Raw genomic sequence first — 22,643 nt, 5'->3', positions numbered from 1 at the left:
GCACCTCCCATACTTGGTCTAAGGACTGAGCATGGGAGGTGCTTCTTTTATGCAGGAAATAGACCACGCAACTGTGTAATTTAGTGGCTTTTTCATATCTTTGCATAAATCCATGTTGTCCCCACCGCTTAGGTCATGGGCACAACGAGAAGGAGACATCGCGGGCTTACGTCAAGTAGGCCTCGGCGATACATAATTGCGAATACATAATTAAGCATAGAGACAATGAAGACGCTTACATTAGATCTCTCCGGGATCTACACCGCTGTCACACCCCAGAGTGTCCAAGCATGGGAAGAAAAGAGTAACCAGTACCAACAGCAGCTCCACGCTGGCACAGGGCTGGGTAATGACTTCTTAGGGTGGATCAACCTCCCCTGTGAGATCAGCGAAGAGCAACTCTCATCCATCGAAGAGGCCGCCCGTGGACTGCAAGAGCGCTGCGACTATGTCGTGAGCATCGGTATCGGCGGGAGCTACCTCGGTGCACGCGCTGTCATCGAAGCACTCACCCCATCCTTCGAAGCCTATCAGACGAAGCACTCCGCTCCTCAGGTGATCTTCGCTGGGCACAACATCGGTGAGGACTACCTCTGTGAGCTCGTAGCCTTCCTCCGTGACAAGCGCTTCGGTCTGATCAATATCTCCAAGAGTGGTACGACGACTGAGCCCGCTATCGCCTTCCGCATCCTCAAGGCACTCCTCGAAGAGCAGGTAGGACGCGAAGAAGCTCGCGAGCGCATCATCGCCGTCACCGACAAGGCGCGTGGCGCCCTGCGCACTCTCGCAGACAAGGAGGACTATAAGACCTTCATCATCCCCGACGACATCGGCGGTCGCTTCTCTGTACTGACCCCCGTCGGTTTGCTCCCTATCGCCGTAGCTGGCTTCGATATCCGTGAGCTCGTCCGCGGTGCTCGTGAGATGAAGGTACTCGTCGATGAGTCCGTCCCCTTCGCAGAGAATCCCTCAGCCCTCTACGCTGCAGCTCGCAACAGCCTCTATCAGGCAGGCAAGAAGATCGAGATCCTCGGCAACTTCCACCCACGTCTTCACTATATCGGTGAGTGGTGGAAGCAGCTCTATGGTGAGAGCGAAGGGAAGGATCACAAGGGTATATTCAATGCCTCGGTAGACTTCTCTGCCGACCTGCACTCCATGGGGCAGTGGATCCAGGAGGGTGAGCGCTCCATCTTCGAGACGATCGTCAGCATCGCTGAGCCCGATACCACCCTACGCATCGAGTCAGACGAAGCCAACCTCGATGGTCTGAACTATCTCGCTGGCAAGCGCGTCGATGAGGTCAATAAAATGGCTGAGCTCGGCGTACGCGTCGCACACATCGATGGTGGTGTCCCCAACATCCGCATCGTACTCCCCAAGCTGGATGCTTACTACATCGGGCAGCTCTTCTACTTCTTTGAGAAGGCCGTCGGTATCAGTGGCTACATGCTTGAGGTCAATCCCTTCAACCAGCCCGGTGTCGAAGCCTACAAGAAGAATATGTTTGCCCTGCTCGAGAAGCCCGGCTTCGAGGCTGAGACCGAGGCGATCAAGGCTCGTCTGAAGTAATTCTCCTCACCGCATGGAATATAACAATCAACTGCCCACCATCATTCTCCCCGAGTACGGCCGCCATATCCAGAATATGGTAGCCCACTGCAAGACGATCGAGGATCGTGAGGAGCGGAATGCTTGTGCCCGCAGTATCATACGCTCCATGGAGGCCATCGTACCCGAGAAGGGTGCTGGCATCGACAAGGAGACCATCTACTGGGATCACCTCGCTATCATGTCCGACTTCGAGCTTGATGTCGACTACCCCGAGGGGACCATCACCAAGGAGGCGATCCAGCACGAGACGCAAAAGCCCGAGTACCCAGGCCACTTCATCAAGTACCGCTACTACGGTCACTTCATCGAGGGCATGATCCAGCGTGTATGCGCTATGGAGATGGGACCCGAGCGTGCTGCTGCGGAGTACTTCATCGCACTGCAGATGAAGCGCGACTACATGACGTGGAACCAAGGGAACGTCGAGGATATCAAGATCTTCAAGGACCTCTTCGAGCTCTCCGATGGTCAGATCCTCCTCACTCCTGAGAACTGCAAGCTCAACATCAACCCCAACACAATAGACAAACCAGGTAAGCTCCAGAAGCCTCTCAACAGCAAGAAGGCTAAGAAGAAATAATTCAAGCTCCGATACCACTCACTACTATATGGCATCCTACGTAATTGAAGGCGGCTATTCCCTACAGGGTAGCATCCGTCCCCAAGGCGCAAAGAACGAAGCGCTCCAGATCATCTCCGCTGTCCTCCTCACCCCTGAGGTCGTGACGATCCACAACATCCCCAACATCCTCGATGTAAACAACCTCATCGACCTGCTGCGCCACATCGGCGTGAAGGTGACGCGCCTCAATGATGAGGGAAGCTATACCTTCCAGGCCGACGAAGTCAACATCGACTATCTACACAGTGAGGAGTTCCTCAGTCGCTCGCGAGCACTGCGCGGATCCATCCTCATGGCTGGGGCTCTGCTTGGGCGCTTTGGCTACGCTATCTTCCCCAAGCCTGGGGGCGACAAGATCGGCCGTCGCCGTCTAGATACGCATCTCATCGGCTTCCAGGAGCTCGGTGCTAGCTGTGTCTATGACTCCGACAAGAAGAGCTACATCCTCGAGGCTAAGAAGCTTCAGGGGAAGTATATGCTCCTCGATGAAGCCTCTGTCACGGGTACGGCGAACATCCTCATGGCAGCAGCTCTTGCCGAAGGGACAACGACGATCTACAATGCCGCCTGCGAGCCTTACCTCCAGCAGCTCTCCAAGCTCCTGGTACGTATGGGTGCACAGATCGAGGGTATCGGCTCCAACCGCCTCACTATCCAGGGCGTGAAGGAGCTCCATAGCGCAGAGCATACTATGCTCCCCGACATGATCGAGATCGGTAGCTTCATCGGTATGGCAGCTATGACGAACTCGGAGCTGCGCATCACCAACGTCAGCATCCCTGACCTCGGCATTATCCCACAGTCCTTCCGCCGTCTGGGTATCACGATCGAAGAGCAGGGCGATGACCTCTTCATCCCCCGCCACCCCAACGGCTACGAGATCGACACCTTTATGGACGGCTCTATCCTGACCATAGCAGATGCTCCATGGCCTGGGCTGACGCCAGACCTCCTGAGCGTCTTCCTCGTCACAGCCACCCAGGCCAAGGGTAGCGTACTCATCCATCAGAAGATGTTTGAGAGCCGCCTCTTCTTCGTAGATAAGCTCATCGATATGGGCGCTCAGATTATGCTCTGTGACCCCCACCGTGCCGTCGTCATCGGTCTCGGTCAGTCGCACCAGCTGCGTGCTACGAAGATGACCTCTCCCGACATCCGCGCAGGTATCGCCCTACTCATCGCAGCGATGAGTGCAGAGGGTACCAGCACGATCAATAATATCGAGCAGATCGACCGTGGCTATCAAGACATCGCAGCCCGCCTGAATGCTCTTGGAGCCCGTATCTCCCGCCTCTAAACGATGCTGCGTAAGGAAGACTTCGAGCATATAGGTACCTTGGGCCGTGCCCATGGTACGCAAGGTGAAGTGTCAGCCAAGCTCTCCGTAGACCTCTCTGGTCTATGGGAGGGGGCTGACACCTCACTCTTTTTAATGCTGGAGGAGCAAGGTCTGCTCATCCCCTACCGTGTGCTAAAGCGTCGCACCAAAGGGGAGGATATCGACCTCATCACCTTCTCTGGTATCACGACGAAGGACGAAGCAGATGCTCTCACGGGGCGTCCCGTTTGGCTGGATCGTGACTACCTCTCTGGTGAGGAAGATGTCGAGGACTTCTTCGACCTTCAGCACTTTGTCGGCTTTGACCTCTACGATGCCTCTACACAAAGCTATGTAGGGCGTGCTGTAGAGATCGACGAATCGACAATCAATACTCTACTGCGAGTCGAGACGACTGCTGGCGAGGAGCTTATCCTCCCTATCTCCGAGGAGCTCATTGAGCGCCTTGACCTCCAGGGGCACCGCCTCTATCTGCATATCCCCACAGGACTACTTGAACTATAATATCAGCCCTGCATCCATTACCTTGCACCCTTTGCAACCCATTATTTTATGCGTCCGACAGTAGCCTCTCCTCGGTTTGACGAAGAGCCTTTATTCACTGGCAACTCGGTCTTCAAGCACCAGTCAGCAGCCCTTATCTCCATCCCGCAGCACAAGCAATTAGCCGATGGAGAGCACCTCTATCTGAAGAGCCAAGGTGACTATTACCTCATCTTCCTCCTCTCAGGGAAGATCACTACCTACATGAATGGAGAGCAGGAGTCTCAGCACTTCGCAGCGAAGAGTATGATCTTCGTCCCGATGGGTACCCTCCTCAATATCGTGGCCGAGGGAGAGACTTCATGCATTACCTTCCACTTCCTCCCCAGCGTACATCTCTGTGCTCGTCAGTGCCCAGAGCGTCCAAAGAAGAAGAGCTTCCAGCTCCCAGATTTGCATAAGGGGAAGGATCTCACGGTGCTCCCTATGTCCCATGGTATTGACCTCTGGACATGTGCCATCATAGAGTACTTACAATACTCCCTCTCTGACCTGCGCCTCTTTGACGTAAAGCTTCAAGAACTCTTCCTCCTGCTACGCATGAACTATGCTCGCCGCGTCCAAGAGGAATTCCTTCGAGGCTTCCACTGCAAGCGCTCAGGCTTCAGCTGTCAGGTCTTCAAGCATCACCTCTCGTGTCGCAATGTAGAGGATCTCGCCAGCAAGCTCGGCGTACCCCCAGCGACGCTGACGCGTATGTTCGACGATGAGTTCGGTGTCTCTCCACTGAAGTGGCTTCTCCAGCAGCGCGCCCGCCATGTGTACAAGGATCTGGTCGATAGCAACCTATCACTGACGGAGATCTCTGAGCGCTATTACTTCTCCTCACCTGGCTACCTGTCAGCGTTCTGCCGTCGTATGTTCGGTCTCTCCCCGCTGAAGATTCGCCGAGGACAAGGTTTACAGCAAGACGATACAGCCGAAGACCTCGAGGAATGAAGCCACAGACCGAGCTTGCGGCACTCGCTGCATGGATACTCATCTCATTAGGTCTCTTCACTCCTGGACTCATGCTTCTCGGGGGGACACTCCTCCCGACCCCATCAGTAGATGCACAGCTGATCACGAATACTGTGATTTCGCTGTGCATCTTTTTGCTTCCTACCTTCTTCCTTCCCTCGGGGAAAGCTGCTTGGAGCAGGATCTCCCAACCGCTACCAGCCAAGTACCGAAAGCCTAAGCATAGCTTCACCATCCTCGGGCTCTCTCTCCTTGTCCTTCTTCTTGCTCAGCTCCTCTATATGGGAATTATAGTCCTTGCTCAGAAGCTTGGCTACCCTGTACAGGATGCTGTTGAGGCTCGACTACTACAGCTTCTCAGCAGTGGAGAAGGCTCTCGCCCCCTACTCTTCCTCACGATGGCAGTTGTCCCTGCCATCACCGAAGAGTTCTTCTTCCGAGGCCTTCTCCAGGGCACACTGCAGCGTATCCTCCCATACAAGCGTTGGCTCCCGATCATCCTCTCAGCAGGGATCTTCGCCCTCTTCCATGGAGCTATCGTGGGCTTTCCCAGTCGCATGCTCTTAGGGATGATGCTCGGCTACCTCGCAGTGGACTCACGCAACCTCCGCCTTCCGATACTCCTCCACTTTCTCAACAATACATTAGCTCTCCTCTCCATCCTTTAATCTCACAGAATACTACAATGAAACGACTCTTCCGCAACGCTACTCTCATCAACGAAGGCCGCTCCTTCACTGCTTCTCTCTTGACCTCGGGGGCTCTCATCGAGCGCATATACGAGGGAGAGAACAGCTTCCCCGAAGGCCTCCTCTGTGAAGTCGATGAAGTAATCCCAGCAGAAAGCCTCTGGCTCCTACCAGGCTGCATCGATGATCAGGTACACTTCCGCGAGCCTGGGCTCACGCACAAGGCTACGATAGAGAGTGAGAGCCGTGCCGCTGTCGCTGGTGGCACGACCTCCTTCATGGAGATGCCCAATACCAAGCCTCCTACGACCAACCTCGAGGCCTGGGAATGGAAGATGCAGCGTGCCGCCGAGACCTCGTGGGCCAACTTCTCCTTCTTCTTCGGGGGGAGTAATGATAATGCCGATGAGATCCAGCGAATTGATGCACGTCGTACCCCTGGGCTCAAGCTTTTCCTCGGCTCATCGACGGGTAATATGCTTGTCGATGATAAGAAGACCCTTGAGCGTATCTTCTCTGAGACCGACCTCATCATCGCCACGCACTGCGAGAAGGAAGAGATCATCCGTGCTAACCGCGAGCACTACCTCGCCACCGTAGGCGAAGAGAAGCTCGATGTACACTACCACCCTCTCATCCGCAGCGAAGAGGCATGCTATCGCTCCTCGAGTGAAGCCGTCGAGCTGGCGACACGCCTTGATAGCCGCCTGCACATCCTCCACGTCTCGACGGAGCGTGAGCTCTCCCTCTTCCGCAATGACCTCCCACTTGCTGAGAAGAAGATCACAGCCGAGGTCTGTGTGCACCACCTCATCTTCACCGATGCCGACTACGACCGCTTAGGCAACCGCATCAAGTGGAATCCAGCTGTCAAGACCCTCCGAGATCGTGAAGCGCTTCGTGCAGCCGTTCGCTCGGGACTCGTCGACATCGTAGCCACTGACCACGCCCCACACCTCCTCTCTGAGAAGGAAGGCAACTGCCTCACCGCAGCCAGCGGAGGCCCGCTCACGCAGTATGCACTCATCTCCATGCTTGACATGGCTCGCGAAGGCGTATTCACGAAGGAGCTGGTCGTGGAGAAAATGGCACACCGCCCTGCCGAGCTCTTCGCTATCGAGAAGCGAGGCTACCTGCGCGAAGGCTACTATGCCGACCTCGTCCTCATCGATCCCGAGGGCAAGACACCCGTCAAGACTGAGAGCATCATCTCCCTCTGCGGTTGGTCACCCTTCGAAGGTCACGCCTTCGGTCACCGCGTCGAGGCTACCTATATCAATGGAGACTGTGCGTATCGCGCAGGAGCACTCAGCGAGGTACGCCCATCGGTGGCACCACTACTCTACTCGCGTCCATAGTCCGACACCCTTCTCTTTACCACACGTGTAGCCCCTTCTCCAAAGTGCCATCAGCCTTCGGAGAAGGGGCTACACGTATGGATCCGAACCTATACTGAGAGAAGAACGATTGAAAGAGGAATGTCAACCAGTACTGGTCGACGAAGTGAGCAGTACTGGTCAGCAATCGAACCAGTACTGGTACATATCACCGACCAGTACTGGTCTACTTAGTGACCAGTACTCCTTCATATTCCCCACTCTAACAGGCTATATCCCAAGATACTATACAGCCCCTCCAAAGTCGCACTAAGCGACTGCCCCGCCCAGGGGGATCACGACCCTATAACCGAGAGAAATAGGAGGAGACTATTCCTGATATTCAAGCTCAGCACTCACGTAACGAAGAGGCATCGCACAAAGGGGCTTTTTCATTAACTTTGTAGTAAAGACAACAATAGGTCTCCTTGCCCTCCACCTCGGTCGACAGGGAGCATTTTTCACGCTTACGAAATAGATCTGCCACTCCGATGAAGTCGAGTCTCTGTGCGCTCCTCTGCGCCACGGCCCTTACCGCTACTGCTATCACTGGCTGCGGTACGACCAGACAACATACAGCTGCTCTCAGACAGCCTACCCCACGCCAAGACCGCTACGTGGTCATCCTCTCACTTGATGGCTTCCGCCCCGACTACCAAGGGCGTTGCGCTACCCCCAACCTCGATGCGATGGATCGTGAGGGGCTTGCTGGTCGCTTCCGCCCCTCCTACCCCACGCTGACCTTCCCCAACCACTACTCGATGGCTACGGGGCTTTATCCCAATAATCATGGACTCGTCGGCAATGAGTTCTGGGACGAGCGTGGTGCACGCTATCGCCTCGGCGACCGCAAGGCCGTAGCAGATCCCGCCTTCTACAAGGGCGAGCCACTGTGGAATGTAGCGCGTCGCCACGGAGTGAAGTCCGCCAGCTTCTTCTGGGTCGGTAGTGAGACACCCGTCGGGGGACACCACCCCGACCGTTGGAAGAAGTTCAACGACAAGGTACCCTACACGGATCGTGCTGACTCGGTACTTAGCTGGCTGAACCTCCCTACGGCAGAGCGTCCACATCTGGTTATGTGGTATATCGAAGAGCCCGACCATACAGGCCACCACAACGGCCCTGAGTCACCTAAGACCCTTCGCATGGTAGAGAAGATGGACTCAGTCATCGGCTACTTCCGCAAGGGACTCGCTAAGCTTCCCATCCATCAGCAGGTAGACTTCATCCTCGTCTCAGACCATGGGATGCAGTCCTTCGACCGCAGCAAGGCGGTCAACCTCGCAGACTACCTCCCTATTGATAGCTTTGAGCATGTCGCTACAGGGCCCTTCACTCACCTCTATCCCAAGAAGGGCTATACCGAGACGGCATATAAGATCCTGAAGAAGGTACCCCACGTATCGGTATACCGCAAGAATGAGCTACCCGCTCGCCTACACTTCGGTAGCAGCCCCCGCATCGGTGAGCTGGTACTCATCGCAGACCTCGGCACGCAGATCTTCTTCCGTCCTCAAGGCATCCCCAAGGACTTCCTCTATGCTGGACATGGCTTCGACAATAAGAATCCTGAGATGTACGCCATCTTCAAGGCTGTCGGTCCAGACTTCCAGCCTGGAAGAAAGGTCTCTAAGCCCATCCCCAATATCACCCTCTACCCTCTCGTCTGCCGTATCCTCGGCCTCCAGCCCGGCGCACATGATGCAGACGAAGCCCTCGCCTCATCACTCCTCAAGAAGAAGTAGCCGCTCTCCCCTATGATCATTGCACAGAAGAAGCGCAAAGAGAATATCGCAGAATACCTGCTCTATATGTGGCAGGTAGAGGACCTCATCCGTGCTGCAGGCGTCTCCCCTGAGGGAGTCGATCAGCTCCTCCTCCCCCGCTACGACGTCGACGAAGAGAAGCGTGCTAAGATCCGCTTATGGTATCTAGAGCTTATCGAAATGATGCGCACCGAGGGCAAGGTACAGTCGGGGCATCTTGATGTCAACCGCATCGTGCTGATGCAGCTCGAGGAGCTTCACCGCCGCCTCATCAGCAATCCCAATGACATCGTCTACTCGGGACTGCACCTGCAGATACTCCCAGCTCTCATCCAGCTCCGAGGCAAGAATAACGGAGCAGTGGAGAGTGACCTTGAGACTTGCTTTAATGCCCTCTACGGCTATATCACCCTCAGCCTCCAGCATAAGGAGGTCAGCGAGGAGACCAAGAAGTCAATGAAGCAGATCAGCGCCTTCCTAGCTATGCTTGCTCACCGCTACAAGATGGAGCAAGAGGGCATCGAGGCCGAAGACACTACTCATAATTAGATCCCCCTACATGAACGAATATAAGAAAGAGATCGACCAGCGACGTACCTTCGCTATCATCAGTCACCCTGACGCCGGTAAGACGACCCTCACCGAGAAACTCCTTCTCTTCGGGGGGGCTATCCACGTAGCAGGTGCCGTCAAGAGTAACAAGATCAAGAAGACCGCGACGAGTGACTGGATGGAGATTGAGAAGCAGCGTGGTATCTCCGTAGCTACCTCCGTCATGGGATTTGAGTACGCTGGCTACAAGATCAACATCTTGGATACCCCTGGTCACCAGGACTTCGCTGAAGATACCTTCCGTACCCTCACCGCTGTCGATAGCGTCATCATCGTCATCGACGGAGCTAAGGGGGTAGAGACCCAGACCCGCCGCCTCATGGAGGTGTGCCGTATGCGCAAGACGCCCGTGATGGTCTTCATCAATAAGATGGACCGCGAGGGGCAGGATCCTTTCGACCTACTTGATGAGATCGAGAAGGAGCTGCAGATACGTGTACGCCCTCTCTCTTGGCCCATCGATATGGGGCAGCGCTTCCGTGGTGTCTACAACATCCACGAGGGTGCACTCAATCTCTTCACGCCTGACAAGCAGCGTATCACCGAGAGCGTCACGATCACAGACCTCAACTCCTCTGAGCTCGAGCAGCACATCACGCCCGAGCAGGCAGAGAAGCTCCGTATGGATCTGGAGCTTGTTGATGGGGTATACCCCGAGTTTGACCGCGAAGAATATCTGTCAGGCGATATTGCTCCCGTATTCTTTGGCTCGGCACTCAACAACTTCGGGGTGCAAGAGCTCCTCAACTGCTTCGTAGAGATCGCCCCATCTCCACGCCCCGTCAAGGCCGAGGAACGTGAGGTGTCGCCCTACGAACCCGCCTTCACTGGCTTTGTTTTCAAGATCCATGCAAACATGGATCCCAACCACCGTAGCTGTATCGCCTTCATCAAGATCTGCTCCGGTCGCTTCGAGCGTAATGCGAGCTACAAATACGTACGCCTCGGCAAGAGCTTGAAGTTCAGCAGCCCAACGGCCTTCATGGCCCAGCGCAAGGAGACGGTAGAGGAGGCCTTCGCAGGCGACATCATCGGTCTACCTGACACGGGGAACTTCCGCATCGGTGATACCATTACGGCTGGCGAGGAGCTTCACTTCAAGGGGCTCCCCAGCTTCTCCCCCGAGCTCTTCAAGTACATCGAGAACCAAGATCCGATGAAGACCAAGCAGCTCGCCAAGGGTATCGACCAGCTCATGGGCGAGGGCGTAGCACAGCTCTTCGTCAATCAGTTCAACGGTCGTAAGATCATTGGCACGGTCGGCCAGCTCCAGTTCGAAGTCATCCAGTACCGCCTACTCCACGAGTATGGCGCCGCCTGTCGCTGGGAGCCTATCAGCCTCTACAAGGCGTGCTGGATCGAAAGCGATGATCCCGCAGAGCTCGAGAACTTCAAGAAGCGTAAGTCTCAGTTCATGGCGAAGGACCTTATTGGTCGTGATGTCTATCTGGCCGACTCGGGCTATGTACTGACGATGGCGCAGCAGGACTTCCCCAAGATACGCTTCCACTTCACCTCCGAATTCGGTAAATAATACCATATTTTAATTCTACACAATTACATGAAAGCAATCAAGCAAGTAGCCTCCCTACTCCTGGCTACGATCCTCTCGGTGGGGGCCGTAAGTGCCCAGGGAAAGGCAAAGAGTAAGCAGCCCGCTAAGAGCTACCTACTCGAGACCGCTATCCCTAAGCGCCCCGCTGGGCAGCGAGATGTACTCGGACTCCGCCATGCTCCGATGCCTGTCGTTCGCGTGGGCTTCATCGGGCTGGGTATGCGTGGCCCTGGTGCCGTCGAGCGCTTCACCCAGATCGAGGGCGTAGAGATCAAGGCGCTCTGTGACCTTCACCCCGACCGTGTCGAGAAGAGCCAAGCTATCCTCAAGAAGGCAGGCTTCCCCGAAGCAGCTACTTACAGCGGTAGCGAAGAGGCATGGAAGCAGCTCTGCGACCGCCCCGACATCGATCTGGTCTACATCGCTACCGACTGGGCACGTCACGCCCCTATGATGATCTATGCTATGCAGAAGGGCAAGCACGTCGCTTGTGAAGTACCAGCTGTGACGACCCTCAAGGAAGCTTGGGACGTCATCAACACGGCTGAGCGCACGCAGCGTCACTGCATGATGCTCGAGAACTGCGTCTATGACTTCTTCGAGCTCACCACACTCAACATGGCTCAGCAAGGCCTCTTCGGTGATGTCCTCAGCGCTAAGGGTGCTTACATCCACAACCTCGAGCCCTTCTGGAAGTACTACGAAGGCAACTGGCGCCTGAAATTCAATCAGGAGAATCGCGGTGATGTCTATGCGACGCACGGCCTTGGCCCAGCTTGCTGGGTACTCAATATCCACCGTGGCGACCGTATGGAGTACCTCACCTCTATGGACGTACCTGCCACCTCTATCCCTCGCTTCATGGAGAAGCAGCTCGGCGTAAAGAATCCCGTAGTCAAGAATGGTGAGATGACTCAGACGCTCATCAAGACGGCTCTTGGCAAGACGATCTACCTCGAGCACAATGTCGCTTCTTATCGCCCATACGACCGTATGTATCAGGTCATCGGTACCGACGGCTTCGCGAACAAATACCCCAATGAAGGCTATGCTCTCCGTCCCACAGAGCAGAACCTCAAGGCTGTACCTAACCACGAAGACCTCAAGAGCCACGACTACGTCAGCGATGCTACCAGAGATGAGCTGATGAAGAAGTACCAGCACCCCATCCAGAAGGAGATCGCTGAGAAGGCTAAGAAGGTCGGTGGTCACGGCGGTATGGACTTCATCATGGACTATCGTCTGATCTACTGTATGCGCAATGGTCTGCCCCTCGATATGGACGTCTATGACCTCGCTGAATGGTCTGTCATCGGTGACCTGACTCGTCTCTCTCTGGAGCACCAGTCTGCACCTGTTGCCTTCCCCGACTTCACTCGTGGAGCTTGGAAGCGTATCAAGGGCCTTCAGCTGCACTTCGCTAAGTAGTCCTTCGGATACTTTCCCCTAAAGACAGAGCGCCCCGATAAGCCTATCGCTTATCGGGGCGCTCTCTTTATATCAAGACCCTTAGTGCAACCACAGGTAGAAGTCCTGCCAGTCGGTGAGGATATGCAAGGTCAAGCCGACTGCCAGGACACGTAGCCACCAAGGCCATCCCCAGCGCTCATAGGGTAGGAAGAGCATCACCACATAGAGCCCTACCATCGGATAGGAGTGCAGGAGATGCGTCCCGACACTACAGCGATTCGGGTCAAAGATCGGGCGTGCCAAGAGGTGGTCTACGTCGATCAGCATAGTCGATAGAAGGAGGAGATACACCATCGTCCAGCGACGACGCGGCCAGAGCAGCGCTATCACCAGCGGAAAGACGAAGTGCAGACCATAGTGCACGAGTGTGCGAGCGAGCATAGGAGTGGGAGACAAAAGACTCCCCAGGCACGCCATCATGGGGTCCCTGGGGAGTCGCTATGAAGTGAGAGGAGGAAGGGACTAAGCCTCTTCGCCTGCCTTTTCCTTTTCTACGAGGAGGGCGATCTTCTGCTCCGTCAGGTGGATGTCTGCTACGAGAGCATCGCGCTTACGCTCTATCTCGGAGAGGAGTGAAGAGCCCGACTTACTACTGATGTTGAGGCGAGTCAGGTTGCTCTCATAGGTCTGGAGCTCGCTACGCAGACGATCCAGATGACGCTGCATACGGCTGTGCTCGCTCTGCAGCGTGGCCCCCTTACCCTCGAGATTACTCAGCGAAGCGCTATAGCCCGAGAGACGACGCTCCTCACGATGACGGCGTAGCTTGCCATGCAGAGCATCGAGCAGCTCACGATAAGCCGCATTGATAGCCTCACGATCCTTGTTGGGGACGAAGCCAGCCTGCTTCCAGCGTTCGTTGTAGCTATTGAGTAGATCTCGGAGATTCTCAGGTACTTCGCCTTCGTTGATAGCCGTAAGTTCCTTGATGATCTCACGCTTTACAGCCAGGCTCTTGCGAGCTTCGCTGTAAGCCTTGTCACGGCGGGGAGCTTCCTTCTTCTTACGATCGAAGAAGTAGTCGAAGCTGGCACGGAACTCTTCCCAGATCTTCTGGCTGTACTTAGGAGATACGGCACCGAGCTCCTGCCATTCCTTTTGGAGAGCCTTGAGTGCGTTGGTCGTTTCCTCCCAAGCGGTGCTGTCCTTCAGAGCAGCAGCACGCTCGATGAGCGCACGCTTCTTCTGCAGGATCTCCTCGGTATGCTCGTGATTAGCCTTGAAGAAGTCATTGCGACGGCGGAAGAAGGCATCGATACCGGCACGGAAGCGCTGGTAGATAGATTCGTTGTCCTTGCGGGGAGCACGGCCGATCTTACGCCACTCTTCCTGCATAGCCTTGATCTGCTCGACAGCCTTGTTAAAGGCAGAGTGCGAGGAGAGTGGAGCGGAAGAGAGTAATTCCTCTACCTGCAGACAGAGGCGCTCCTTAGCCTGGAGATTCTCTTCTTCGGTAGCCTTACGCTGGTCATGGAACTCCTGATGACGCTTATGCTGGGCCGTAGCCAGCTGCTTGAATTCGGTGTTGATCTCCTGACGATGCTCCTTTGATACAGGGCCAAGTTCGTGCCACTGTGCGGTGAGCTCCTGCAGACGGCGATAAGCCGCGATCGTATCCTTCACGCTATCGAGCTGACGAAGCTCTGCGAGGATAGCCTGCTTTGCCTCCAGATTCTTCTTGAAGTCGATCTGGCGCAGGTCATCATTGATAGCCTTGAGATCATAGAACTGATCACGCAGCTCGTAGAAGCGGCGGTTGAGCACGGTGGCATCCTTGGGATCCAGTTGTCCCAGGGCATTCCACTCATCGCGGATAGCGGTGAAGGTCGAGTAAAGGCTTCCAAATTCGGCGCCTTCCTCATTACTCTTGAAGAGATCCTCGAAGCGCTGAAGGAGAGCTTCCTTCTTGACCTTATTTTCAGCATAGAGCTGCTCTAAGGCTTCCTGACGCTTCTTGTCGTGCTCGCGGAAGGTAGAGAGTAGGCCTTCGAGGCGGAGTTCTTGCACTTCGAAGGATTCACGTTGCTCCTTGTCGTTGGGATCAAGGCGCTCACGACGACGAATGAATTGACCACGGATATTCTCGACGAGCTTACGCTCAGGTAGTTCTTCTTGCTGAAGGAGTACAGCCAAGTGATCGACGAGCTCCTGGGGGCTCATGGACTGATAGGAGGGAGTCTGATCGAGTGGTGTAGCCGCGTCTTGTGCTGCGGGGGCAGTGTGGTCAAGCTGTGCTTGGTCTGGTGTCTGGAGTTCCATAGTCATTCTCTTCTATATTGTAGTGCTATCCCATCCCCACTCTACCCCTTGGAGAGACTGTATGCAAAGGCCTTCGAAGAGGTATAATAAGGACTGAAAATCTTGCTCACTACAAAGCTAAACATTTTTTTCCTTTTGCCCCAATTCTCCCGCAGTATATATTCATGATTCCTGCTTGAGGGAGCCACCTTTCAAGTCAAGCACGATACATCAGCTATCTCTCTATCGAACAAAGCCCAGACATATAGCTGACCATACCAAGCCGCCAAAGAAGTACTCCGAACCAGCAGTAAAGAGGGGAAATATGAACCAGTACTGGTCAACGAGTGAAGCAGTACTGGTCCAATTTGCGACCAGTACTGGTAACATATAGCGACCAGTACTACTTCGACTGCTGACCAGTACTGGTTACCACCACATACCTATATACAGAGATAGTGAAGCCTATTCAGCTCCACTACCAAGGATAAAAAGATGGGGAGAATCAGAGAAGGAAGTCCCTGAGCCAGGCTTTATATTCGGCTGAGGGTGCTCCCTTAGCGTCTTGGAGTGTGAGATCAAGACAGTGAGTCGGTGTGTATTCCGCAGTATCGGAGAGGCGACACCAAAGCGTAAGCGTACGCTTGACCTCTCCAGGCTTCGAGTAGATCGTAACCAGCTCACTAAGTCGCCAGCCCGACTCGACAGCTATTCGGCGAAGAGAAGGAAGCGAGGCCGCAGGCGAGATGAAGGCTAAGGCACCACGAGGAGCTAAGAGTCGCGCTGCCGTGCGAAGGAGATTCTCAGGCGATAGGCCTTCGGCTACGTGCCGCGCTAAGCGCAGACGCACATCATCGGGCAGAATGCCTTCGGTATAATAGGGTGGATTGGAGATAATAAGATCAAAGGGATGCCAGTCCTCCTGCTTGGCATGCAGGTAGTCTTGTGAGTGAATGCGGAGACGATCAGCAAAGGGAGAGGTGGCAAAGTTCGTCGCAGCGTCCTTGAGAGCGCCGTCTTCCACCTCCCACGCTTCGACCACTGCGTCCGAGAAGCGCTGTGCCATCATCAGCGAGACAATACCCGTCCCAGCTCCGACATCAAGGATATGCGCCTTCTCGGGCAATGTGTGGACGAAGGGCCATGCTCCTAAGAGCAGGGCATCTGTCCCCACACGCTGCGCCGTATTCCCCTGATAGAGGGTGAATTGCTTTAGATAAAAGGGCTTATCCATGGATGGGCGAAGGTATTATTCCTTCGCATCCAGCCCTGAGAGCAGGAGCTCAGGATGGCGAATACGCCATGCCTGCGGATAGAGATTGTTCGTTCGGTTACCCAAGTGCTTCGCGAATCCTAAAGGATAGCCTTCATAGGTGACGAGGACAAGCCCACGAGGCGTGTCAGCTGAAAGCGAGACTGCCTCACGAGCCAAATAACGGATCGCCTCTTCTTGCGTCAGTTCGGCTCGGGGAAAGGCTTCATCGTCCAGCCCCACGCTTAGAGCGAGAGCTGGAAGCGGTAAGAAGTCGCGCCCCTTGACTTCAGCCAAGGGAATCCCCGAAGTAAGAATGGGAATCTTCGCCCCTTGGAGCGCTTCGACGATGGGATACAATGCCGAGGGAATAGCCGTGAGTGTGCCGTCAGGCAAGGACTGTAGCGTGACATCTGCACGTAGCTCTGGACTAAGCCAACGAAGTACCTCCTGAGGGAGTTTCGGATTGGGCTTGCTTTTTGAGCGAGCAGACTTGGTACGAGCGCTACCTACCTCGGCATCTGGCTTACGGACAACGGCCATAAATAGGCCTTCGCCACGTAAGCGATGCGGCATCATGCGGTAGCAGGGGTAAGAGCTGAGGGACGATGGAGTGATTGGCTCGGGAAGGTCAGGCAAGGCCACGGGCTCGGCACCTAATTCCTCGGCGAGATAGGCGAGCATATCCTCGTCCTCCTGACGATTGAAGGTGCAGGTACTATAGACCATCAGCCCACCAGGTGCAAGTGCTGGCCAGATATCGTCAAGGATCTCCCGCTGCTGACGGGCGCAACTTTCGACCAAGCCAGGGGTCCATTGGCGGCGGGCTTCCTCTTCTTTGCGGAACATTCCTTCGCCCGAACAAGGTGCATCGACTAAGATGAAGTCAAATTGCTCTCTGAGACGCCCGAGACGTTGCGGTTCGGTCGAGGTCACTACAGAGTGTACCCCACCCCACTTCTGAATGTTCTCCGCGAGGATCTGTGCACGCGAGCGAATGAGTTCATTGCTCACCAGCGTACTACCTTCGGGGAGAAGGTCCACGAGGAGCGTACTCTTCCCGCCTGGAGCAGCGCAGAGGTCAAGCGCACGCAAGGGTTCTTCGCCCAAGAGTGGAGCTACGAGGCGTAGAAGCATCGATGAAGCCTCCTGTACATAGTAGACACCTGCGTGCCAAAGTGGGTCAGCGGCGAAGGCAGGACGCCCATCGAGGTAGAAGCCCACAGGCTTAGCCCAAGGGACAGCTTCTCCAATAGGTAGAGAAGCAGGAGGCGTCTCCGTCTTACGCACATTGAGGCGCACCGAGACAGATGCTTCTTCGTCTAAGGAAGCAAGCAGGGCTTCGGCCTCGGTGGGAAATAACTCCCGAAGCTGATCGGAGAATAAAGCGGGGATAGGTGTCTGAAGTGCCATCACAAAGGAGCTTACTGACCGATGAGGAATATCGTGGGGACCTTGTGAATCTGGGGGATGTTGCCACGCCAAGCAGAGAGCTTTCGTGTACGAAGTATCGCGCCTTCGGAGCTAATACCCGATGCGATGCAGAGCTTAAGATCTGGAGAGCAGTGGCGAATGAGTTGCTCGACGAGCTGCACATTGCGGTAGGGCGTCTCGATAAAGATCTGCGTCTCGCCCTTGGTATGCACACGATGCTCCAGCTCCTTGAGTGTCTGCACGCGGCGAGCATCTTCGATAGGCAGGTAACCTACAAAGGCAAAGCCCTGACCATTGAAGCCCGAGCCCATCAGAGCCATCAGGATCGAGCTGGGACCTACAAGCGGGACGACCTCGATACCGAGGCGCTGTGCCAGCGCTACTACATCAGCTCCTGGGTCAGCTACAGCAGGACAGCCCGCCTCCGAGATGACGCCCACGGGCTCACCAGCTTGTGCGGGGCGGAGATATTCCCCGATAGCGCCTTCGGGCGTATGCTTATTCAGCTCGTAGAAGGTGATACTATCAATGTCAATATTCCGATCAGCGGCCTTGAGGAAGCGTCGTGCCGAGCGGATATTCTCTACGATGTAGTGGCGAATCGTAGGCAGAAGCTCCCGATTATATTCGGGCAGGCAAGTACGATGATCTACTTCGGCGATGGGCACTGGGATCAGATAGAGCTTGCCAAGATTGGAGTGAGCCATGGAAGTCTTAAGAATGGGAAGATGAAGAGCGAAGACGATGCGCCAAGAGTAGCGTCTGCTCTAAGTAAGGGTATTCGGAGCGCAGGTAGCGAGTGAAGTCACCCGTCTCGATCTCTGGAGCCAGATGGTCGATGGGCCACCATCTGCCACGCGTCGGAAGACAGTCGATGAGCAGCTGACCAGGCTCTGCGATGTCCACTGCGAAGAGATAGACGCTGAGCGCCTGACCATTGATCTCTTCGTGATAATGCAGCAGAAAGCGGGGACGCGCACGACGGATGCCACAGAAGCGCAAGTCGATGAGGCGCTGAGCTACTTGGTCAGGGCGGCTACCCTCAGTGAGCCACGAGATGAATGGCGTGTCGTAGCCAGAGGCAGCGGGGAGTGATGGCGCCTCAGACTGCTCCAGATAGATCATATCTCGCGATAAGGCGATGAGACGAACTACTGGCAGGCGGCCGCCTTCATACTCGGGAGTCGTCTTAGGCACCCGACCGATGGGGCGCTGGTCATCGCTGAGCACGGGGATCCATTCTTCATTATCGAGGCGACGTTGCACCCAGACGAGGTGAATGCACTCGATCGTGTAGACCGCCCACGTGAAGAGGACGATGAAGGTCGAGGCGATGTGCAGGAGATCACGATGCTCTACGGGACAAAGCTGAGCACAAAGCCCCTGGAAGAGCAGTCCCGCCAGAGACGAAAGGACTAAGATGCGCTCGAAGCGTAGTCGCTCGACACGCAGGATTCGCCCACGGATGCAGAGCCCTTGCCCTTTCATTAGGTACTCTTTTGCCCAACGATAGGCTGCGACGACGATACTACTGATGAGATAGCTGATGAGAAGGAGCGCCTGAGCACCTAAGGGATGCTCCATGACGTCCTCGGGGGAGAGCAGGAAAAGCCCACCCCACAGGAGGAGCACAAAGAGCGAACGGCCGACGACAGAGCGATTGACCCACAGCGCCCCCATACACCATAGGAGGAGCATAGAGAGTGTGAGCAAGGCGGCTACTGCTATCCACGCCACAGCCGGCGGGAAGAGCAGGACCAGTGTCAAGCCCAAAGGAAAAGTAAATAGCTCCGTCGGCAGCGGAGGCGTATTGGCGATGAGGCGCCGTGTCTTATGATAAATCGTGCGAATAATCTTCATCATGCACTCTTAGAACACCCTACGCCCTGCAGTAGTTCATCGACTCCCGCTCCCCGACGGAGCTGATTCCTCCTGCCACCAAAGGCATTCGCCCCACCTTCATCACGTGAAGGCGGGGCGAAGCGTCTTGACTTAGCCGTCGGAGCTTAGATACCTACGTGCCCGTTGCCCTCAGAAGGCGTGCCGCCCTCGGGCGTGTTCTTCTTGGGCTTTGACTTTGCAGCCTTGGTCTTAGGCTCTGTCTGCTCATAGCTGACATCGGTGAGCGTGAAGTACTTTCTCGAAGGCTTCAAGAGTACCACGGGCTTTTCGATGTGAATGTTCGCATTGAACTTCGTCCCTTGTTCTACAGCCTTGCTCTTGAATGAAGGCATCAGCGAGCCGAGATCCCCGAAATCCACGATATCTCCATTGGCTACAATATCCTTCGCTATCTCAGTAGCGTAGTTAAGGACAGCTTCGACCTCTTGGCGATTGAAGGTGGTGGACTTGGCAACTCGCTCGCAGAAGCTGCGGAAGTCAATACGATGGCGCCCGGTAGGTATAGCGACTTGCATCACCTTACCAGCATGTTTGCCGACAGAGATCTTACGATCGACGACGATAAATTGTAATGGTTTATTTGCCATAACATGAATTAGATTTTCCCTCGGAAACATTACCTCAAGGAAGGAGGAGGGGCTTTGCGGTGAGGTATTGATTAGATTACAAACAAAGGTAGTAATCTTTTGGACAAAAGGTATATACCTAACGATCGAAAGGTATATTCCTAATGACAGCGAGGAATATTCCTAACGAGCAAAAGGTATATTCCTAACGACGGCGAGGAATATTCCTAACGAGCAAAAGGTATATTCCTAACGACAGCGAGGAATATTCCTAACGAGCAAAAGGTATATTCCTAACGACAGCGAGGAATATTCCTCACGAGTAAAAGGTATATTCCCAACGACAGCGAGGAATATTCCTCACGAGCAAAAGGTATATTCCTCACTAACGAAAGGTATATACCTTACCTCCGAAGCAGAAGGTCCTTTCGCCCCAAAACCAAGCCTTCTCAGCAGCCACCAGCTTGCACTGTGTGAACTTTCCCAAGAAGCATCAGGTTTGTAAGTCAGACAATTCTTTTAACAACAACCTAACAAACAACTCAAACAAAATGCAAAAAGCATTCATCTCCTTCTTGGAGTGCGCGAGCAATCTCGGGGGCCTCGGACGCAAACTGATCCGTGTGGCTATCCTCATCATCTTCGTATGGATCGGTGGCTTGAAGTTCGCTAACTACGAAGCCAATGGGATCATCCCCTTCGTGGCAAATAGCCCGCTGATGAGCTTCTTCCTCAAGGACGCCAATAACAAGGTGACCAACGACGAAGGCAAGACCGTAAAGGAATACACCCTCAATAAGGTGCCCGAAGGTCAGTACAATCAGGCCAAGCACGATTGGCATGTAGAGAACCGTACCTACCTCTTCTCTCACGGCCTCGGTATCCTGATCATGACGATCGGTATCCTCGTCTTCCTCGGGCTCTTCTCTCCCTACCTCGGCATCATCGGTGAGCTCCTCTGCATCATCATGACCCTCGGGACGCTGAGCTTCCTCATCACCACGCCCGAAACATGGGTACACGCTTCGCCCGAAGCCTTAACTGCTGGCGAATGGGCCAATGGCTTCCCCTTCCTTTCTGGTGCTGGTCGCCTCGTAATTAAGGATACTGCGATCCTCGCTGGTGCTGTGGTCCTGCTCTCAGAATCTGCAGGTAAGATCCTCGCACGACTGAAGAAGTAAGCGATCCTCCTTCGATAAAGGCCCAAAAGAGAGCCCCATCCACTTCGGTGGATGGGGCTCTCTGCCGTTTAGTAGCGTAGCCTCGGGGGCTACCTTATTGGAGTTGCTTAGGCTTCTTCACCGAGGAGGATCTCGAGGACCTTAGCAGCGGAGTAAGCTACTGGGGTACCAGGACCGAAGATAGCGGCAACACCTGCGTTGTAGAGGAACTCATAGTCCTGAGCAGGGATTACACTTCGTAATGGACCTTCCTCCTGTATAACTCGATCTCCTCGACAGGTATGACTCTAGAACCGTCAGGATCAAATACACAGATAGACTCTAAAGGAAAGTCCTTTATATATATATCTTTAAGCCAACTGATCTTCCAAAGCTCTTGAGGCGTATTCTTTTCGTAATCAAGAAAGGCACACAACGGCTCAGAAAAATACTCTTGTACAAGAGGCTTACCACGCCTCAAAAACAGATACCCCATCCAAATCTCAATGTGCCCACCTTCTGGTATCTGCTTCAATCGCTTAATAACCAATCTCAGAATTTCATCTTCCTCGTCTGCTGATAACTCATCAATGAAATAACTCAACATAGTAATAAGGATATAGCACCACCTAGGATTTACCATCAAGATGTCTACAGTTATAGTAACTAACACCTTCAGATTTTCCCGAGGGAAACCGTTCCTTTTTCCATACTCATCCCTTACTCTCCTTAGCGCTTCAAACAAAAGGATACTAACACTACCTGAATTCGGAAATTCTGCAGAGAACTCTCGAATCACAAGTAGTTGCTTTTGAATAGACGTACGGGCGTAATCCCTCTTCTCTAATCCTCGCTCAATTCTTGCCAATTTATCCTTCTTGACAGAGTCTCGTAGTGGATCTTCCGATATATAAGTTTTAGTAGCATTCAAATTAAGATGCAGCTCTCCCAAGATCTTATGTAGCACTATCGTTACTACTTTGAGATCATCTAGACTATTACCAAATATGCGATAATCATCACGATATCGTAGGATCCGAATACCTTCAATTTTTTTCTCATCCAATGCCTTTTTGAGCTGACTATCGGCATAAGCTAGCACAATCTCCGCTATGAAGTCAAACACCTCACTACCCTGAGGTATTCCCAATGTCTCACCACATTGCATTTCACGTATATACTTATCAATGCTATCCCCGAGCTTCGTTAGAGCCTTCGCATTCTCATCTCCTTGAGCAGATCGCTTAGCAACCTCCCTGTCATGAAGGGCCCATGCTATGCTATGCGTATAGATTGATGGATAACAATCAGCAATATCTGCACAAAGCATATAGCGGTACTCTAGAGATAGCTCTATCGAATGCTGCCCAAAGCGATCCCACCAATTAGAGATTTGCTCTCCTTCCTCAGTACTACAGACATCATCCTGGAGAGACTCTTCTGGGATTGCAAGGCGCTCTATCCAATCGACGCTGAGCACCTTCATACGCTGCTGGATCATCTTCCAATTCTCTTCCTGAGTAAGTTCTCGTACAAGCAAGT

20 protein-coding genes are annotated in these 22,643 nt (G+C 54.1%); 12 read left to right on the top strand and 8 right to left on the bottom strand.

Going from position 1 to position 22,643, the window contains the following annotated elements; all coding sequences use genetic code 11:
• Positions 1-225 precede the first annotated feature (225 nt).
• The 11 genes from KO088_RS01695 (at position 226) to KO088_RS01645 (ending at position 12,507) form a co-directional block, all read left to right on the top strand.
• Complete coding sequence (locus tag KO088_RS01695) at positions 226-1,572, top strand: glucose-6-phosphate isomerase (protein ID WP_215493114.1); 1,347 nt, start codon at positions 226-228, stop codon at positions 1,570-1,572.
• A gap of 13 nt (positions 1,573-1,585) precedes the next feature.
• Positions 1,586-2,194, top strand: coding sequence for a DUF4290 domain-containing protein (locus KO088_RS01690; RefSeq protein WP_215493113.1), 609 nt, complete (start codon positions 1,586-1,588; stop codon positions 2,192-2,194).
• 28 nt (positions 2,195-2,222) lie between these two features.
• Positions 2,223-3,533: a UDP-N-acetylglucosamine 1-carboxyvinyltransferase gene (gene murA / locus KO088_RS01685; RefSeq protein WP_215493112.1), complete on the top strand. Its 1,311-nt coding sequence runs from the start codon at positions 2,223-2,225 to the stop codon at positions 3,531-3,533.
• 3 nt (positions 3,534-3,536) lie between these two features.
• Positions 3,537-4,079 carry a ribosome maturation factor RimM gene (locus tag KO088_RS01680; RefSeq protein ID WP_215493111.1) on the top strand — a complete coding sequence of 181 codons (543 nt, stop codon included), beginning with the start codon at positions 3,537-3,539 and terminating at the stop codon, positions 4,077-4,079.
• 48 nt (positions 4,080-4,127) lie between these two features.
• Positions 4,128-5,057 carry a helix-turn-helix transcriptional regulator gene (locus KO088_RS01675; RefSeq protein ID WP_215493110.1) on the top strand — a complete coding sequence of 310 codons (930 nt, stop codon included), beginning with the start codon at positions 4,128-4,130 and terminating at the stop codon, positions 5,055-5,057.
• A complete protein-coding gene (locus KO088_RS01670) occupies positions 5,054-5,746 on the top strand; it encodes a CPBP family intramembrane glutamic endopeptidase (protein WP_215493108.1) in 693 nt (230 codons plus the stop codon). The genes KO088_RS01675 and KO088_RS01670 overlap by 4 nt, the downstream gene beginning before the upstream one ends.
• Positions 5,747-5,763: 17 nt before the next feature.
• A complete protein-coding gene (locus KO088_RS01665) occupies positions 5,764-7,125 on the top strand; it encodes a dihydroorotase (RefSeq protein WP_215493106.1) in 1,362 nt (453 codons plus the stop codon).
• Positions 7,126-7,634: 509 nt separating this feature from the next.
• Positions 7,635-8,891: an alkaline phosphatase family protein gene (locus tag KO088_RS01660; protein WP_251419713.1), complete on the top strand. Its 1,257-nt coding sequence runs from the start codon at positions 7,635-7,637 to the stop codon at positions 8,889-8,891.
• Positions 8,892-8,903: 12 nt separating this feature from the next.
• Positions 8,904-9,461, top strand: coding sequence for a DUF4924 family protein (locus KO088_RS01655; protein WP_215493104.1), 558 nt, complete (start codon positions 8,904-8,906; stop codon positions 9,459-9,461).
• Positions 9,462-9,471: 10 nt separating this feature from the next.
• Positions 9,472-11,058: a peptide chain release factor 3 gene (locus KO088_RS01650; RefSeq protein WP_215493103.1), complete on the top strand. Its 1,587-nt coding sequence runs from the start codon at positions 9,472-9,474 to the stop codon at positions 11,056-11,058.
• A gap of 27 nt (positions 11,059-11,085) precedes the next feature.
• Positions 11,086-12,507: a Gfo/Idh/MocA family protein gene (locus tag KO088_RS01645; RefSeq protein ID WP_188807372.1), complete on the top strand. Its 1,422-nt coding sequence runs from the start codon at positions 11,086-11,088 to the stop codon at positions 12,505-12,507.
• 81 nt (positions 12,508-12,588) lie between these two features.
• Here the strand turns inward: KO088_RS01645 and KO088_RS01640 are convergent, their stop codons facing one another.
• From KO088_RS01640 to KO088_RS01610, 7 genes are all read right to left on the bottom strand, one after another.
• A complete protein-coding gene (locus KO088_RS01640) occupies positions 12,589-12,930 on the bottom strand; it encodes a DUF6122 family protein (RefSeq protein ID WP_215493102.1) in 342 nt (113 codons plus the stop codon).
• Positions 12,931-13,011: 81 nt separating this feature from the next.
• On the bottom strand, positions 13,012-14,808 hold the full coding sequence (locus tag KO088_RS01635) for a DUF349 domain-containing protein (protein WP_215493101.1): 1,797 nt from the start codon (positions 14,806-14,808) through the stop codon (positions 13,012-13,014).
• Positions 14,809-15,292: 484 nt separating this feature from the next.
• Positions 15,293-16,021 carry a tRNA1(Val) (adenine(37)-N6)-methyltransferase gene (locus KO088_RS01630; protein WP_215493100.1) on the bottom strand — a complete coding sequence of 243 codons (729 nt, stop codon included), beginning with the start codon at positions 16,019-16,021 and terminating at the stop codon, positions 15,293-15,295.
• 15 nt (positions 16,022-16,036) lie between these two features.
• Positions 16,037-17,452: a methyltransferase RsmF C-terminal domain-like protein gene (locus KO088_RS01625; protein WP_215493099.1), complete on the bottom strand. Its 1,416-nt coding sequence runs from the start codon at positions 17,450-17,452 to the stop codon at positions 16,037-16,039.
• Positions 17,453-17,463: 11 nt separating this feature from the next.
• Positions 17,464-18,180, bottom strand: a complete 717-nt coding sequence (locus KO088_RS01620) for an SAM-dependent methyltransferase (protein ID WP_215493097.1) — start codon at positions 18,178-18,180, stop codon at positions 17,464-17,466.
• A 7-nt stretch (positions 18,181-18,187) separates the two neighbouring features.
• On the bottom strand, positions 18,188-19,336 hold the full coding sequence (locus tag KO088_RS01615) for a hypothetical protein (protein ID WP_215493095.1): 1,149 nt from the start codon (positions 19,334-19,336) through the stop codon (positions 18,188-18,190).
• Positions 19,337-19,479: 143 nt separating this feature from the next.
• On the bottom strand, positions 19,480-19,962 hold the full coding sequence (locus KO088_RS01610; RefSeq protein ID WP_215493093.1) for an HU family DNA-binding protein: 483 nt from the start codon (positions 19,960-19,962) through the stop codon (positions 19,480-19,482).
• A gap of 530 nt (positions 19,963-20,492) precedes the next feature.
• Here KO088_RS01610 and KO088_RS01605 point away from each other — a divergent pair.
• The gene (locus KO088_RS01605; protein ID WP_215493092.1) at positions 20,493-21,122 is read left to right on the top strand and encodes a DUF417 family protein; all 630 of its coding nucleotides are present in this window, start codon (positions 20,493-20,495) and stop codon (positions 21,120-21,122) included.
• A 229-nt stretch (positions 21,123-21,351) separates the two neighbouring features.
• On the opposite strand, the gene KO088_RS01600 is transcribed toward KO088_RS01605, so the two are convergent.
• Positions 21,352-22,602, bottom strand: a complete 1,251-nt coding sequence (locus KO088_RS01600; protein ID WP_285814631.1) for an RNA-directed DNA polymerase — start codon at positions 22,600-22,602, stop codon at positions 21,352-21,354.
• Positions 22,603-22,643 lie beyond the last annotated feature (41 nt).

The sequence above is a fragment of the Porphyromonas bobii genome (assembly GCF_943169685.1).
Classification (GTDB): domain Bacteria; phylum Bacteroidota; class Bacteroidia; order Bacteroidales; family Porphyromonadaceae; genus Porphyromonas; species Porphyromonas pasteri.
The sequence above is the reverse complement of the archived record's forward strand: the minus strand, read 5'-3'. Positions and strand labels throughout refer to the sequence as shown.

What these genes read in the sequence shown, in the direction of transcription:
- KO088_RS01650 (WP_215493103.1), top strand. Translation starts at nt 9,472, where the DNA reads ATGAACGAATATAAGAAAGAGATCGACCAGCGACGTACCTTCGCTATC.
- KO088_RS01690 (WP_215493113.1), top strand. Translation starts at nt 1,586, where the DNA reads ATGGAATATAACAATCAACTGCCCACCATCATTCTCCCCGAGTACGGC.
- KO088_RS01670 (WP_215493108.1), top strand. Translation starts at nt 5,054, where the DNA reads ATGAAGCCACAGACCGAGCTTGCGGCACTCGCTGCATGGATACTCATC.
- KO088_RS01615 (WP_215493095.1), bottom strand. Translation starts at nt 19,336, where the DNA reads ATGATGAAGATTATTCGCACGATTTATCATAAGACACGGCGCCTCATC.
- KO088_RS01695 (WP_215493114.1), top strand. Translation starts at nt 226, where the DNA reads ATGAAGACGCTTACATTAGATCTCTCCGGGATCTACACCGCTGTCACA.
- KO088_RS01675 (WP_215493110.1), top strand. Translation starts at nt 4,128, where the DNA reads ATGCGTCCGACAGTAGCCTCTCCTCGGTTTGACGAAGAGCCTTTATTC.
- KO088_RS01605 (WP_215493092.1), top strand. Translation starts at nt 20,493, where the DNA reads ATGCAAAAAGCATTCATCTCCTTCTTGGAGTGCGCGAGCAATCTCGGG.
- KO088_RS01640 (WP_215493102.1), bottom strand. Translation starts at nt 12,930, where the DNA reads ATGCTCGCTCGCACACTCGTGCACTATGGTCTGCACTTCGTCTTTCCG.
- KO088_RS01600 (WP_285814631.1), bottom strand. Translation starts at nt 22,602, where the DNA reads ATGATCCAGCAGCGTATGAAGGTGCTCAGCGTCGATTGGATAGAGCGC.
- KO088_RS01630 (WP_215493100.1), bottom strand. Translation starts at nt 16,021, where the DNA reads ATGGATAAGCCCTTTTATCTAAAGCAATTCACCCTCTATCAGGGGAAT.
- KO088_RS01645 (WP_188807372.1), top strand. Translation starts at nt 11,086, where the DNA reads ATGAAAGCAATCAAGCAAGTAGCCTCCCTACTCCTGGCTACGATCCTC.
- KO088_RS01610 (WP_215493093.1), bottom strand. Translation starts at nt 19,962, where the DNA reads ATGGCAAATAAACCATTACAATTTATCGTCGTCGATCGTAAGATCTCT.
- KO088_RS01655 (WP_215493104.1), top strand. Translation starts at nt 8,904, where the DNA reads ATGATCATTGCACAGAAGAAGCGCAAAGAGAATATCGCAGAATACCTG.
- KO088_RS01625 (WP_215493099.1), bottom strand. Translation starts at nt 17,452, where the DNA reads ATGGCACTTCAGACACCTATCCCCGCTTTATTCTCCGATCAGCTTCGG.
- murA (WP_215493112.1), top strand. Translation starts at nt 2,223, where the DNA reads ATGGCATCCTACGTAATTGAAGGCGGCTATTCCCTACAGGGTAGCATC.
- KO088_RS01665 (WP_215493106.1), top strand. Translation starts at nt 5,764, where the DNA reads ATGAAACGACTCTTCCGCAACGCTACTCTCATCAACGAAGGCCGCTCC.
- KO088_RS01620 (WP_215493097.1), bottom strand. Translation starts at nt 18,180, where the DNA reads ATGGCTCACTCCAATCTTGGCAAGCTCTATCTGATCCCAGTGCCCATC.
- KO088_RS01635 (WP_215493101.1), bottom strand. Translation starts at nt 14,808, where the DNA reads ATGGAACTCCAGACACCAGACCAAGCACAGCTTGACCACACTGCCCCC.
- KO088_RS01660 (WP_251419713.1), top strand. Translation starts at nt 7,635, where the DNA reads ATGAAGTCGAGTCTCTGTGCGCTCCTCTGCGCCACGGCCCTTACCGCT.
- KO088_RS01680 (WP_215493111.1), top strand. Translation starts at nt 3,537, where the DNA reads ATGCTGCGTAAGGAAGACTTCGAGCATATAGGTACCTTGGGCCGTGCC.